The organism is Streptomyces sp. NBC_00009 (assembly GCF_045040855.1).
Classification (GTDB): Bacteria; Actinomycetota; Actinomycetes; order Streptomycetales; family Streptomycetaceae; genus Streptomyces; species Streptomyces aureus.
The window spans coordinates 4766164-4779465 of sequence record NZ_CP108312.1; the positions used below are offsets into that span (position 1 = coordinate 4766164).

10 protein-coding genes and 1 pseudogene are annotated in these 13302 nt (G+C 70.4%); 6 read left to right on the forward strand and 5 right to left on the reverse strand.

From position 1 onward, the window contains the following. Nucleotides 1-300: 300 nt before the first annotated feature. A complete protein-coding gene (locus tag OHA58_RS21560) occupies nucleotides 301-822 on the reverse strand; it encodes a hypothetical protein (protein ID WP_405480716.1) in 522 nt (173 codons plus the stop codon). Between the two features lie 114 nt (nucleotides 823-936). Here OHA58_RS21560 and hpf point away from each other — a divergent pair, with 114 nt between their 5' ends. Both hpf and OHA58_RS21570 read left to right on the forward strand, forming a co-directional pair. Continuing rightward, the gene (gene hpf / locus OHA58_RS21565) at nucleotides 937-1626 is read left to right on the forward strand and encodes a ribosome hibernation-promoting factor, HPF/YfiA family (RefSeq protein WP_375996403.1); all 690 of its coding nucleotides are present in this window, start codon (nucleotides 937-939) and stop codon (nucleotides 1624-1626) included. 226 nt (nucleotides 1627-1852) lie between these two features. Continuing rightward, complete coding sequence (locus OHA58_RS21570) at nucleotides 1853-2608, forward strand: response regulator transcription factor (protein WP_116512656.1); 756 nt, start codon at nucleotides 1853-1855, stop codon at nucleotides 2606-2608. A 34-nt stretch (nucleotides 2609-2642) separates the two neighbouring features. Here OHA58_RS21570 and OHA58_RS21575 read toward each other — a convergent pair whose 3' ends face one another. Both OHA58_RS21575 and OHA58_RS21580 read right to left on the reverse strand, forming a co-directional pair. After that, nucleotides 2643-3821 (reverse strand): winged helix-turn-helix domain-containing protein, encoded by a 1179-nt coding sequence (locus tag OHA58_RS21575; protein WP_405480717.1) that lies wholly within the window; start codon nucleotides 3819-3821, stop codon nucleotides 2643-2645. A gap of 120 nt (nucleotides 3822-3941) precedes the next feature. Continuing rightward, a complete protein-coding gene (locus tag OHA58_RS21580) occupies nucleotides 3942-4514 on the reverse strand; it encodes a GNAT family N-acetyltransferase (RefSeq protein WP_405480718.1) in 573 nt (190 codons plus the stop codon). Nucleotides 4515-4757: 243 nt separating this feature from the next. Between OHA58_RS21580 and secA the strand changes: the two genes are divergently transcribed. Then, nucleotides 4758-7562: a preprotein translocase subunit SecA gene (gene secA / locus OHA58_RS21585; protein WP_405480720.1), complete on the forward strand. Its 2805-nt coding sequence runs from the start codon at nucleotides 4758-4760 to the stop codon at nucleotides 7560-7562. 298 nt (nucleotides 7563-7860) lie between these two features. Here secA and OHA58_RS21590 read toward each other — a convergent pair whose 3' ends face one another. Continuing rightward, the gene (locus tag OHA58_RS21590) at nucleotides 7861-8352 is read right to left on the reverse strand and encodes an Rv3235 family protein (RefSeq protein ID WP_405480722.1); all 492 of its coding nucleotides are present in this window, start codon (nucleotides 8350-8352) and stop codon (nucleotides 7861-7863) included. A gap of 288 nt (nucleotides 8353-8640) precedes the next feature. On the opposite strand from OHA58_RS21590, the gene OHA58_RS21595 reads away from it, so the two are divergent. The 3 genes and pseudogenes from OHA58_RS21595 (at nucleotide 8641) to OHA58_RS21605 (ending at nucleotide 12258) form a co-directional block, all read left to right on the forward strand. Continuing rightward, entirely contained in the window at nucleotides 8641-9156 is a 516-nt protein-coding gene (locus OHA58_RS21595) for a DUF6912 family protein (protein ID WP_405480723.1), read from the forward strand. 46 nt (nucleotides 9157-9202) lie between these two features. Further along, nucleotides 9203-9877, forward strand: a complete 675-nt coding sequence (locus OHA58_RS21600; RefSeq protein WP_405480724.1) for an HAD family hydrolase — start codon at nucleotides 9203-9205, stop codon at nucleotides 9875-9877. A 102-nt stretch (nucleotides 9878-9979) separates the two neighbouring features. Further along, nucleotides 9980-12258 (forward strand): annotated as a pseudogene (locus OHA58_RS21605) (ATP-binding protein). A 300-nt stretch (nucleotides 12259-12558) separates the two neighbouring features. On the opposite strand, the gene OHA58_RS21610 reads toward OHA58_RS21605, so the two are convergent. Further along, the gene (locus tag OHA58_RS21610; protein WP_116512662.1) at nucleotides 12559-13125 is read right to left on the reverse strand and encodes a DJ-1/PfpI family protein; all 567 of its coding nucleotides are present in this window, start codon (nucleotides 13123-13125) and stop codon (nucleotides 12559-12561) included. Nucleotides 13126-13302: the final 177 nt, after the last annotated feature.

The window sequence follows — 13302 nt, forward strand, 5'->3', positions numbered from 1 at the left end:
CCAAGCAGGCGACCGCACCCAAGCAGGTGCGCGGGCCCAAGCAGGCGACCGCACCCAAGCAAGCGGGCGAACCTCGGCAAGCGCACGACCCCCGGCAAGCGCGCCCACCCAACCAGTCGTCCGCATCCAACCCCCCACCCCCCTCCTCCTGGTCCCCGTCCCCTCTGCCCGGAAGGCTGTTCGGGCGCGTGGGCATGATCCTGCGCGGCGGATCGCGTATGCCGCTGCGGCTGAGCTGCGTCGGGTGGGGGTGCCTGCCAGGGTGCTGGCCGCGTTGCGTCAGAGGCGGGCCGTTGCCGATCAGGCCGGGCTCGACTCGCGGCGGCGTCTGGCCAATCTCGCCGGTGCTCTGGAGGTGCCCGCGGGAGCCCGTGCGCTCCTTGCCTCGGGTGGCCGGATCGTGCTGGTCGACGACGTCATGACCACGGGCGCGTCATTGGCGGAGGCGGCCCGCGCAATACGTGCGGCAGAGGTCAGGACGGCAGAGGATGAGAGCGACGGGTTCACGCCGGGATGGGTGGAAACTGCACGGGAATTGCCCCCGCGCAACTCGATCAGTGCGGCCGTGGTCGCCGCCTCTCCGGGTTCTTTCGAAATAAACCGGAACTGAGCGTAAACCTGCGTCGTTGCAGGTAGCGAGAGGGTCAATTCACCTGAATGGAGGTACGCGTCGGTAGAGGGTGACGACATCCGTCCGGGCGAGATATGTTCGGTTGTGAGGAATGGTTGACGCCGTCCTCGGCAATCTGGAATGCCGGTGTCGTGGGTGCCGCAGGTTTTTTCGGCAATCACCCGCGATGATGGGGTGTAGATCTTGTCCATGGGGGAGGAGGAGGTGGAAGTCGCCGAGTCAGAGACTCCGGAAGTGGCCGGAGTCTGGTGCAACAGGGAGATGCTCCGCCGATGGAGCGGGGCGATCCGGGAACGGAGTTCTGCGTGGACATCGTCGTCAAGGGCCGCAAAACAGAGGTGCCCGAGCGGTTCCGCAAGCACGTGGCCGAGAAGCTGAAGCTGGAGAAGATCCAGAAGTTCGACGGCAAGGTGATCAGCCTCGACGTGGAGGTGTCCAAGGAGCCCAACCCCCGACAGGCCGACCGCTGCGACCGCGTAGAGATCACACTCCGCACGCGCGGCCCGGTCATCAGGGCGGAGGCCGCGGCCAGCGACCCGTATGCGGCGCTCGACCTGGCAACGGACAAGCTCGAGGCGCGCCTGCGCAAGGAACACAGCAAGCGGTCCACCCGCCGTGGAAACGGCAGGCTCACGGCCGCGGAAGTCCCCGATGTCGTCCGCACGGCGACTCTGAACGGGGACGGCTCAGTGGTCAACAACGAGGAGCCCGGCGGAGTGCCGACCACGAGGATCGGCTCTCTCGAGGTCCAGGGCGAAGGCCCGCTCATCGTTCGCGAGAAGACGCACGTCGCTGCGCCCATGTCGCTCGACCAGGCGCTCTACGAGATGGAGCTGGTCGGGCACGACTTCTACCTTTTCGTCGACTCCGAGACCAAGGAGCCCAGCGTCGTCTACCGGCGCCACGCCTACGACTACGGCGTGATCCACCTCAACACCGACCCGATGGTCACCCAGGCGCAGTCGTCCGAAGCGGGCGGGGCGCTCGGCGGCTGAGGCAGGCGGAACAACACCGCTGAGCCCGCGGGAGACAGCCGGAAAGGGTGCCCCTGGGAGCGCGTGCGCCCCCAGGGGCACCATCGTGCGACCCCCGTGCACACCGCTCTGTCACCGCACCGACGCCAAGGCATGAAATCATGGCCGTGCCGGGTCAACCGGTGTGCCGCTGCCTCGGGTTGGCGTGGCACCGGAAGACGGGCCATGGCCTTCAGGGGGAGGAACGATGGCGGACAGCTTCGGACCGATGCGGGACGACGGCGCCGGTACGGCCGGTGACGGTGTCCAGGGCATGGGCCCGGACGAGAGCGCGCCGCGCAAGGAGCCGATCCGGGTCCTCGTGGTGGACGACCACGCGCTGTTCCGGCGCGGGCTCGAGATCGTTCTCGCGGCCGAGGAGGACATCCAGGTCGTCGGCGAGGCGGGTGACGGCGCCGAGGCCGTGGACAAGGCGGCTGACCTGCTGCCCGACATCATCCTGATGGATGTGCGGATGCCCAAGCGCGGCGGGATCGAGGCGTGCACCTCCATCAAGGAGGTGGCCCCCAGCGCCAAGATCATCATGCTCACCATCAGTGACGAGGAAGCCGATCTCTACGACGCGATCAAGGCGGGCGCGACGGGCTATCTGCTCAAGGAGATCTCCACGGACGAGGTGGCGACAGCCATTCGCGCCGTGGCCGACGGGCAGTCGCAGATCAGCCCCTCGATGGCGTCGAAGCTCCTCACCGAATTCAAGTCGATGATCCAGCGCACGGACGAGCGGCGCCTCGTTCCCGCGCCGCGGCTGACCGACCGCGAGCTGGAAGTCCTGAAGCTGGTCGCCACGGGCATGAACAACCGCGATATCGCGAAGGAACTGTTCATCTCCGAGAACACCGTGAAGAACCATGTGCGCAACATCCTGGAGAAGCTGCAGCTGCACTCCAGGATGGAGGCCGTGGTCTACGCGATGCGGGAGAAGATCCTCGAGATCCGGTGACGGCCGCCGGGTGAGAGCGGTCAGTCGAGAGTGGTCAGTCGAGGGCGGTGACCAGGGCCGGCTTGAGGCCCGGCATGTCGACGCGCTCGATCCGGACCGTGTCGCAGCCCACCCACTGTGCCGCCTCCCGCAGCGCCTGCGCCACGGCCGGGACCGCCTTCGGGCCGTCCAGGGTGACCTGCTTGGCGACCAGCGTGCTCCCGTCGCGCGCGGGGTCGACGCGGCCCACCAGGTGCCCGCCCGCGAGGACCGGCATCGCGAAGTAGCCGTGCACCCGCTTCGGCTTGGGGACGTACGCCTCCAGGCGGTGCGTGAAGCCGAAGATCCGCTCCGTGCGGGCCCGCTCCCAGATCAGGGAGTCGAAGGGCGAGAGCAGCGTCGTACGGTGGCGGCCGCGCGGGACGGTCTCCAGCGCCGCCGGGTCCGCCCATGCCGGCTTCCCCCAGCCCTCCACGGTCACGGGAACCAGGCCCGAGTCCTCGACCACCGCGTCGAACTGCTCGTTCTTCAGGCGGTGGTAGTCCGCGATGTCGGAGCGCGTGCCGACGCCCAGGGCCTGTCCGGCCAGGCGGACCAGGCGGCGCAGGCACTCCCGGTCGTCGAGGTCGTCATGGAGCAGCTCGGCCGGGACGGCGCGCTCGGCGAGGTCGTACACCCGCTTCCAGCTGCGGCGCCGCGTGCACACCACCTCGCCGTACATCAGGGCGCGCTCCACGGCGACCTTTGCCTCGGACCAGTCCCACCACTCGCCCTTGTTCTTCGCGCCGCCCAACTCCGTTGCCGTGAGCGGGCCTTCGGCGCGCAGCTGCTTGATGACCTGCTCGTACGCGCCGTCGGGCAGGTCGTGGTGCCAGTGCGGGCGGGTGCGGTAGGCGCGGCGGCGGAACGCGAAGTGCGGCCACTCCTCGACGGGCAGGATGCACGCGGCGTGCGACCAGTACTCGAAGGCGTGCGGCGCGCCTGATGTGCCGGGGGTCCAGTACGCGTCCTCGACCGTTCTGCGGCCGACCGAGCCGAGGCGTGCGTACGGGATGAGTTCGTGGGAGCGGGCCAGCACCGAGATGGTGTCGAGCTGGACCGCTCCGAGGTGACGGAGCACGCCGCGGACCCCTGCCCTGCGGTCCGGCGCGCCGAGGAACCCCTGGGCCCGCAGCGCGATGCGGCGGGCCTCGTCGGCGGTGAGTTCGGCGGCGGGGCGCGGCGTGGTCGTCATGCCCCGAACGATAGGGCGCGGCACTGACAGTCGGGCCGGGACCGCAAAGCCCTGCCCGTCAGGCGGCGCCGGAAGCCGTCAGGCCGGGGCCGGGAAGTGCCGTCCCGGTGCCGGACGCCGTCACGCAGGTGCCGGGAGGTAGGGCAGCGCCGCCGGGAGGCCGAGGTCCGAGGGGAGGAGCGAGGCGACCCAGCAGTCGCGCAGCACGCCCTTGTTGGGCAGGCCCGCCCGCATGACGCCCTCCACAGTGAAGCCGGCCTTCTCGGCGACGGTGCGCGAGCCGACGTTGCCGACCTCGGCGCGCCACTCCAGGCGCGTACAGGCCAGGTCGGTGAAGGCCCAGTGGGCCAGGGCGAGGACGGTTTCGGTCATGTAGCCGCGGCCGCGGTGCTCCTTGCCGGTCCAGAAGCCGACCTCCCAGGCGCCCGCGCGCGGGTGGTGCAGGCTCGCGGCGGCGATCACGGGGCCGTCCTCCTGGAGCCGCACGGCGAAGGTGTACTCCGTGTCGGCCCGCCAGCCGTCCGGGACCATGCGGCCGACGAAGTGCTCGGCGTCCACGCGCGCGTAGGGCGACGGGATCGTGGTCCAGCGCTGGATGTCGGGGTCCTGGGCCGCGAGATACACCTCGTCGGTGTCCTCGGCGGTGAACGTGCGCAGCCGCAGGCGGTCGGTGGTGAGTACGACGGGTTCCATCGGCCGATTCTGCTCGGAGGCCGACAATGACGCCAGCAGAATTCGCGGGGTGAGCGCGCTGTTACCTTTCGTAGTCGGGGTGCACACCTTCGTGCGGCACCTTGAGCGGTCCTCGTGCGTTGTCCGTGTGGCTGTGGTTACGGCAGACCTCCCGGCGCGCCGGGGTCCTCGCATACGATGGCCGTTGCTCTATACCGTCACACCCGACCGTGCCAGGCCCGACCGGCAAGGAGACCAACCCCCGTGTCCGTCCTCTCGAAGATCATGCGTGCAGGCGAAGGCAAGATCCTGCGCAAGCTGCACCGCATCGCGGACCAGGTCAACTCCATCGAAGAGGACTTCGTCAGCCTCTCCGACGCCGAGCTGCGGGCCCTCACCGACGAGTACAAGGAGAGGTTCGCCGACGGCGAGAGCCTCGACGACCTGCTCCCCGAGGCGTTCGCGACCGTCCGTGAGGCCTCCAGGCGTGTCCTGGGCCAGCGCCCCTATGACGTGCAGCTGATGGGTGGCGCCGCGCTGCACCTCGGATACGTGGCCGAGATGAAGACCGGTGAGGGCAAGACCCTCGTCGGCACGCTCCCCACGTACTTGAACGCGCTGTCCGGCAAGGGCGTCCACCTGATCACGGTGAACGACTACCTGGCCGAGCGCGACTCCGAAATGATGGGCCGTGTCCACAAGTTCCTCGGCCTGAGCGTGGGCTGCATCCTGGCGAACATGACGCCGGCGCAGCGCCGCGAGCAGTACAACTGCGACATCACGTACGGCACGAACAACGAGTTCGGCTTCGACTACCTCCGCGACAACATGGCGTGGTCCCAGGACGAGCTCGTCCAGCGCGGCCACAACTTCGCGGTGGTCGATGAGGTCGACTCGATCCTCGTCGACGAGGCCCGTACGCCGCTGATCATCTCCGGCCCCGCCGACCAGGCCACGAAGTGGTACGGCGACTTTGCGAAGCTGGTCACCCGCCTGAAGAAGGGCGAGGCCGGCAATCCGCTGAAGGGCATCGAGGAGACCGGCGACTACGAGGTCGACGAGAAGAAGCGCACCGTCGCCATCCACGAGCCCGGCGTCGCCAAGGTCGAGGACTGGCTGGGCATCGACAACCTCTACGAGTCGGTGAACACGCCGCTCGTCGGTTACCTGAACAACGCCATCAAGGCGAAGGAACTGTTCAAGAAGGACAAGGACTACGTCGTCATCGACGGCGAAGTCATGATCGTCGACGAGCACACCGGCCGTATCCTCGCCGGCCGCCGCTACAACGAGGGCATGCACCAGGCCATCGAGGCGAAGGAAGGGGTGGACATCAAGGACGAGAACCAGACGCTCGCCACGATCACCCTGCAGAACTTCTTCCGTCTCTACGACAAGCTCTCCGGCATGACCGGTACGGCCATGACCGAGGCCGCCGAGTTCCACCAGATCTACAAGCTGGGCGTCGTCCCGATCCCGACGAACAAGCCGATGGTCCGCAAGGACCAGGCCGACCTGATCTACCGCACCGAGGTCGCCAAGTTCGACGCGGTCGTCGACGACATCGCCGAGAAGCACGAGCAGGGTCAGCCGATCCTCGTCGGTACGACGTCCGTCGAGAAGTCCGAGTACCTCTCGCAGCAGCTGTCCAAGCGCGGTGTGCAGCACGAGGTGCTGAACGCGAAGCAGCACGACCGTGAGGCGACGATCGTCGCCCAGGCCGGCCGCAAGGGCGCCGTTACCGTCGCCACGAACATGGCCGGTCGAGGCACCGACATCAAGCTCGGCGGCAACCCGGACGACCTCGCCGAGGCGGAGCTGCGCCAGCGCGGCCTCGACCCCGAGGAGCACATCGAGGAGTGGGCCGCCGCGCTGCCCGCCGCCCTGGAGAGGGCCGAAAAGGCCGTGAAGGCCGAGTTCGAGGAGGTCAAGGACCTCGGTGGGCTCTACGTCCTCGGCACGGAGCGGCACGAGTCGCGCCGTATCGACAACCAGCTGCGTGGCCGTTCCGGCCGTCAGGGAGACCCGGGCGAGTCCCGCTTCTACCTGTCGCTGGGTGACGACCTGATGCGCCTGTTCAAGGCCCAGATGGTCGAGCGCGTCATGTCGATGGCGAACGTTCCGGACGACGTGCCGATCGAGAACAAGATGGTCACGCGCGCCATTGCGTCGGCCCAGTCGCAGGTCGAGCAGCAGAACTTCGAGACCCGGAAGAACGTCCTCAAGTACGACGAGGTCCTCAACCGGCAGCGTGAGGTCATCTACGGCGAGCGGCGCCGCGTCCTGGAGGGCGAGGACCTGCACGAGCAGATCCAGCACTTCATGGACGACACGATCGACGAGTACATCGGCGCCGAGACCGCCGAGGGCTTCGCCGAGGAGTGGGACCTGGACCGGCTGTGGGGCGCCTTCAAGCAGCTCTACCCGGTGAAGGTCACCGTGGACGAGCTGGAGGAGGCCGCGGGTGACCGTGCGGGTCTGACGGCCGAGTTCATCGGGGAGTCCGTCAAGGAGGACATCCACGCGCAGTACGCGGCGCGTGAGGAGCAGCTCGGCTCCGAGATCATGCGTGAGCTGGAGCGCCGCGTGGTCCTCTCCGTCCTGGACCGCAAGTGGCGTGAGCACCTTTACGAGATGGACTACCTCCAGGAGGGCATCGGCCTGCGCGCCATGGCGCAGAAGGACCCGCTGGTCGAGTACCAGCGCGAGGGCTTCGACATGTTCACCGCCATGATGGAGGGCATCAAGGAGGAGTCCGTCGGCTATCTGTTCAACCTGGAGGTCCAGGTCGAGCAGCAGGTCGAGGAGGTCCCGGTGCAGGACGCGGCGCCGTCCCTGGACAAGCAGGACGCGGTGCCGGCCGGTGTCGGCCGTCCCGAGATCCGCGCCAAGGGCCTCGACGCGCCGCAGCGTCCGGACCGCCTGCACTTCCAGGCGCCGAACGCCGAGGGCGGCGTGGACGAGATGGACTACGTCACCGAGGACGGCCCGACGCGCTCCGAGGCCGACGGCCTCACGCGCGCGGAGCGCCGCAAGCAGCAGAAGGGCGGGCGTCGCCGCAAGAAGTAGTGCGCGGCGCGCTCTGACCGAGCGTAAGTGAAGGGGCCGGGCACGGGATGCCCGGCCCCTTTCGTCGGTGTCGGGACGGCACAGCAGGGGCGGCCGGAACACCGGCGGCCGGAACACCGGCAGTCGGAAACCGGCAGTCGGAACACCAGGGCTAACGGGTATCCGGGGATGACGGGCATGACGACGCCGGACCCGGCCGAGACCGCGGGTGCGGTGACGGTGACAGTGCGGAGCACGCGGCGGCCAGGCGGTCGACGCCTGGCTCGACGCGCGGCTGGCGCGCTGACGGCGGCGGTGCTCACGCCCCGGTGCCGCGGGGCGGGCGCCCGACCATCTCGACGGCCGTGCAGAGCCAGCGATGGTCGTCGCCCCGGTGCAGGCGGAAGGCGAGGGCGTGCAGCCGGGGGCCGGCGCTGATCCGGGCGAAGACTTCGTAGACGCCGGGTTCGGGCTGGTAGTGGCCGATGCCGCGGACGACGGGCTGCCGTCCCCGGTCGTTGAGGGGCCGGTTCTCGGCGAGCCGGATCAGGGCGTCGTAGAGGGATCCGGCGAAGTGGCGGGACGCCCAGTGGACGGGGCGCTGGCCGCTGAGCATCAGCAGGAGGCGCTCGGTGAACAGCTCGGCGGGGTGGGGCGGCAGCTGGGGCGGGACGCGCACGGGCCGCGCCCCGGGGCGCCTCGCGTCCTGCCTGCCGGGCGGGCGGCCGCCCGGGGGCCGGGTCGTCCTGGGGCGGCGGCGCGGCTGGTCCATCACCTTGCGCAGCGGCTCATGGGCGGTGGGCTCGTGCATGTCTGGGTCCCCGTTCGGCGTCCGACCGATGGATACCGATCGGTAACTTCGCTTGGGGATCTTGTACGTGGACGGAGGCGCCGCTCACAAGGCCAAAGGCGCCCGGCGCGGGCGGCCGGAAGGATCACCTATCCGAGTGACCGGACGGCGGACAAGGCGTGCGAGGACGGGGCTCGGGAGGGTCACGGAAGGTCCGGCGTGGACGTGCGGACGGGTGGTGACCGGCACCCCGAAGGGGGACTCCCGCACGTATCCTGAAGGCCCTCTCGTCGACGAAAGTGGCCCGCCATGCGCGTGTACGTCCCCCTGTCCCTGCCCCGTCTCGCCGAGGCGCACAAGGCGGGCGAACTGGGATCCGGACCGCTCACCGCGTACGCCGTGACGCCCGCGCTGCGCGAGTGGTGCGTCTCCGACGACATCGAGGAGCTGGAGTACGCGGCCCTCAACCGCGCGGCGGTGGCGTCGCTGCGGCTGATCGCCGGGGAGCCGGACGCGCCCCGTAAGCGGGTCGTGGTCGCGCTCGACGTGCCGGACGGCGCCGCGGTGGCCGACCCGGACCGCGGACTCGACCCGGGAGCGCTCGGCGAGGTGCGGGTCGCGAACGCGGTCCCCCTGGCCAAGGCTGCGGCGGTGCACGTGGACTCCGCCGACGCCGAGAAGGACGTGACGGCGGCGGCCGCGGCGCTCGGGGCGGCGGACCAGGGCGACGACGACGCGCAGTTCGTCGTCGACGGCGCCGAGGACCACGAGCTCCTCTGGTTCGCCACGCAGGAGATCCCGAATCTGCTCGGCCTGGGTGGCTGACCTGCGCGAACGTACGATTGTCGGTCCCTGCGGGTAAGTTCTTGGCATGGGGAAGCACGCAGCCGGAGCACACATCGTCTGGGACTGGAACGGGACGCTGTTCCACGACAACGACGCGGTCATCAGCGCGACCAACGCCGCCTTCGAGGAGATCGGACTCGAGCCGATCACCCTGGAGCGGTACAGAGAGCTGTACTGCGTGCCGATACCCCGCTTCTACCAGCGGCTGATGGGCCGGCTGCCCACCGAGGCCGAGTGGGAGCGCATGGACACCGCCTTCCAGCGGCACTACACGCTCCACCGCACGGCCTGCGGGCTCGCCGACGGCGCGGAGATCCTCCTCGCCGACTGGCGCTCCGCGGGCCGCAGTCAGTCGATCCTCAGCATGTACGGGCATGACGAACTCGTCCCGCTGGTGCGGGAGTTCGGGATCGAGTCGCACTTCCTTCGCGTCGAAGGGCGCACCGGCCCCTCCGGCGGCAGCAAGGCCGAGCACATGGTCCGCCATCTCGGTGCGCTGGCCGGTTCGGGGGTGGCGCCGGGGCGCACGGTGGTCATCGGGGACGCGGCCGACGACGCGGTGGCCGCGCTGCACGCGGGCGCCGGCGCCGTGCTCTACACCGGCGGATCCCACAGCAGGGCCAGCCTCGAAGGCGTGGGGGCGCCGGTCGTGGACACTCTCGCCGAGGCCGTGGGGGTGGCGCAACGCCTGGCGGAGTGAGCGAATGCGCTCACGCTCCGCAGCGGGCTGCGTACGCTGTGCTGGGTTCGTCGACGAACCGGAATGCACAGATCCGGCAGAGCGGGACGGGGGCGCGGCGCCATGGGATTCGGCTTCGGGCAGAGGCGCGGGGGACAACTCCCGGCCGACGTCACCACATTCGTCGGCCGGGCGGATGAACTCGCGCAGGTACGGGGGGCGTTCGGGTAGGCGTGGCTCGTCACCCTCGTGGGCCGCGGCGGGGTCGGCAAGAGCCGCACGGCGCTGCGTGCAGCGGCCGGGCTCGGGGAGCAATTCCCGGACGGGGTCTGGGTGGTGGAGCTCTCGGCGCTGCGCGACCCCGAGCTGATCCCGGCGACGCTCGCCGCCGTCCTCGAACTGCCCGAGCAGGCCGGGATGGAGCCCCTCGACGCGGTCGTCGCGCATCTCCAGGGGCGCAGGCTGCTCATCGTGCTCGACACCTGCGAGCACCTCGTCGACGCGTGCGCCATGCTCGCCGACATCCTGCTGCGCGAGGCCGCGGGCGTCAGCCTGCTCGCCACCAGCCGTCAGCCGCTGGACGTGCCCGGCGAGCACTGCTGCCCGATCGCGCCCCTGCCGCCGGACGACGCCGTGGAGCTGTTCGTGCGGCGCGCCGCGGCCGTCGTCCCCGGCTTCGCGGTGACCGACGCCAACCGCGAGCAGGTGCGGGCCCTGGCCGCACGCCTCGAAGGGATCCCGCTCGCGCTGGAACTTGCGGCGGTGCGGCTGCGGGCCGTCCCCCTGGACCAGCTCGTGGCCCGGCTCAACCACCGCTTCGAGGTGCTCACCGGCGGCCGTCGCACCGCGCTCACCCGCCACCAGACACTGCGTACGGCCATCGGCTGGTCGCACGAGCTGTGCACGCCGAAGGAGCGACTGCTGTGGGCGCGGCTCTCCGTCTTCGCCGGGTCCTTCGAGCTGACCGCCGCCGAGCGGGTCGGCGTGGGCGGGGACCTTCCGGCGGGCACGGTCCTGGAGCAGCTGATCGGGCTCGTCGACAAGTCCGTCGTGCAGCGGATCGGGGAGAACGGCAGCCGCTACCGCCTCCTGGACACCATCCGCGAGTACGGCGCCGAGTGGCTGGCCGAGGCGGACGCCGAAGCACCCGTGCGCGAGCGCCACTTCACGTACTACCGCGACCTCGGGCAGCGCTTCTGGGACATGTTCCTCAGTGCGGAGCAGCCGGGCGCGCACCGCACCCTGCGCGCCGAGATGCCCGACCTGCGGGCCGCCCTGGAGTACGCGTACGCCACCGAGGGCAGGGCCGCCCAGGGGCTGTGGCTCGCCTCGCAGCTGGGGCCCTTCTGGCGGGCATCGGGCGCGCTGTCGGAGGGGCGCTACTGGATCGAGAAGGGGCTCGCGCTGCTGCCGGGGGACGGCGAGGAGCAGGCCTGGGGACAGTTCATGACCGGCCTGTTCTCCGTGTGGACGGGGGACCTGCCCACGGCGCTCGAACAGTTCCAGGTGGCGTCGGGCGTGGCCAGGCGCGGCGGCAACGACCGGGTCGGCGTCTTCTGCGACGCCTACCTCGGCGGACTCACGGCGCTGTGCGGCGAGCCCGCGGGCCTCGTCGCGATGGAGGAGGCCCGCCTGCGGCTCCTGGCGGCCGACGACGGGATCGGGATCGGCGTCATCCACTACGAGGCCGCGCTTCTGCGGGCCGTGCTCGGCGACACGGAGGGCGCCCTCGCGCTGTGCCGCGAAGGGCTCGCGTATCTGGAGGGCACGGGCGAGCGCCAGCTGTACGGGTCGACGCTGATGGTGCAGGGCCTGGTTCTGTGGCTGGCCGGGCAGCGCGAGGAGAGCGTCGGCCCGCTGTCCCGGGCGCTGGAGGCCGCGGGTGAGATCGACGAGATCCTCGTCGCCGCCCTGTGCTGCCTGGGCCTTGCCTGGTCGGCGGCCCACGAGGGACGCCATGTGCGGGCGGCCTGGCTGCTCGGCTACGCGGAGAACGCGCGCAGGCTGGGCGGCGGCGACCCGGTGGGCATGCTGCCCTCGCTGTTCGACGAGCAGGAGTCCGCGCGCAAGACGGTGCGGACCGCGCTCGGTGATACGCAGTACGAGCGGTGGCACGGCGTGGGCGCGCGGCTCTCTCGGGCCGGGAGATACTCGCCGCGGTCCGCAGCGGGGCGGAGACGCCGGCCGCGGTGCCGGCCGCGCGGAGCGGAGGCGGCGCGGACGCGCTGACGCGGCGCGAGCGCGAGGTCGCCGCGCTGGTGGCGCAGGGCCTGTCCAACCGGGAGATCGCCGAGCGGCTCGTCATCTCCAAGCGCACGGCGGACGCGCACGTGGAGCACATCCTGGCCAAGTTGGGCGTCGCGTCCCGTACGGAGATCGCGGCGGTCGCGGGAAAGCCGTAGCCCCACGCACCGGCCGGTGCCGGCGCCCGGTAGGTATACCGATCAAGGCCGAAGCGCCGAAATGCGTATACGGCTCCGCGCCGATACCGATGCCCGGGCCTTCCTCCGCACGTCAGGCTGGGGGCGTGCCGTTCCGCGGGTGGTCCGGCGCGGCGGTGCGCCGGGCAGCAATCCGGTCAACTCTCTCGGCTGTCGTGGCAACGGGGTTCCGTCGTGTCGCCCCAGGAGCGCCATGTGTGGCGGCTGCCCTCGTCGGCGGGGCAGCCGCCCACCATCCCCTCAGGCCTCAGGCCTCAGGCCTCAGGTCACCGGCGCCTTGGCGCGCAGCACCGTGAGGAACTCCCGCATCCACCCCGAGTGGTCCGGCCAGGCGCGGGACGACACCAGCGTCCCGTCGACCACCACTTCCGCGTCGCGGAAAGCCGCACCGGCCGCCTGCATGTCGGGTTCCAGCGCCGGATAGGCCGTGACGTTGCGCCCGCGCAGCCCGTCGACCGCCGCCGTGAGCAGCGGACCGTGGCAGATCTGGGCCACGGGCTTGTCGGCGTCGAAAAAAGACTTCAGAATCTTGCGCAGCTCCGGGTCGTTGCGCAGATACTCGGGGGCGCGGCCGCCCGGGATCACGACAGCGACGTACTGTTCCGGCTCGACCTCCGCGAACGCGAGATCGGCGGGCCAGGTGTAGCCGGGCTTCTCCGTGTACGTGTCGAACCCCGGCTCGAAGTCATGGACGACGAACTGCAGCTTCTTGCGCTCCGGGGCGGCGATGTGGACGTCGTAGCCCTCCTCGCGCAGGCGCTGGTAGGGGTACAGGACTTCCAGTGACTCGGCGGCGTCGCCGGTCACCAGGAGGATCTTGGGTGCCATGGCTGTGCGCTCCCCTCGGAGCCTTCGGGCCGGGGTGTCTTCCCCTCAACGTGGACCCGGCAGGACCGTTAGGCAACCCCTCGTGGCATCCATCCGCGTCGCTGTCCCTGTGCAGAGTGTCAAAGTTCGACCGCTGTATTTGTACACATACGGCTCATGACGACTCCCGGGGGAGGG

Excerpts from the sequence above, each read along its gene's own strand:
- OHA58_RS21570 (WP_116512656.1), top strand. The coding sequence starts at position 1,853 with ATGGCGGACAGCTTCGGACCGATGCGGGACGACGGCGCCGGTACGGCC.
- OHA58_RS21560 (WP_405480716.1), bottom strand. The coding sequence starts at position 822 with ATGGACAAGATCTACACCCCATCATCGCGGGTGATTGCCGAAAAAACC.
- OHA58_RS21590 (WP_405480722.1), bottom strand. The coding sequence starts at position 8,352 with ATGCACGAGCCCACCGCCCATGAGCCGCTGCGCAAGGTGATGGACCAG.
- OHA58_RS21575 (WP_405480717.1), bottom strand. The coding sequence starts at position 3,821 with ATGACGACCACGCCGCGCCCCGCCGCCGAACTCACCGCCGACGAGGCC.
- OHA58_RS21580 (WP_405480718.1), bottom strand. The coding sequence starts at position 4,514 with ATGGAACCCGTCGTACTCACCACCGACCGCCTGCGGCTGCGCACGTTC.
- OHA58_RS21610 (WP_116512662.1), bottom strand. The coding sequence starts at position 13,125 with ATGGCACCCAAGATCCTCCTGGTGACCGGCGACGCCGCCGAGTCACTG.
- OHA58_RS21600 (WP_405480724.1), top strand. The coding sequence starts at position 9,203 with ATGGGGAAGCACGCAGCCGGAGCACACATCGTCTGGGACTGGAACGGG.
- OHA58_RS21595 (WP_405480723.1), top strand. The coding sequence starts at position 8,641 with ATGCGCGTGTACGTCCCCCTGTCCCTGCCCCGTCTCGCCGAGGCGCAC.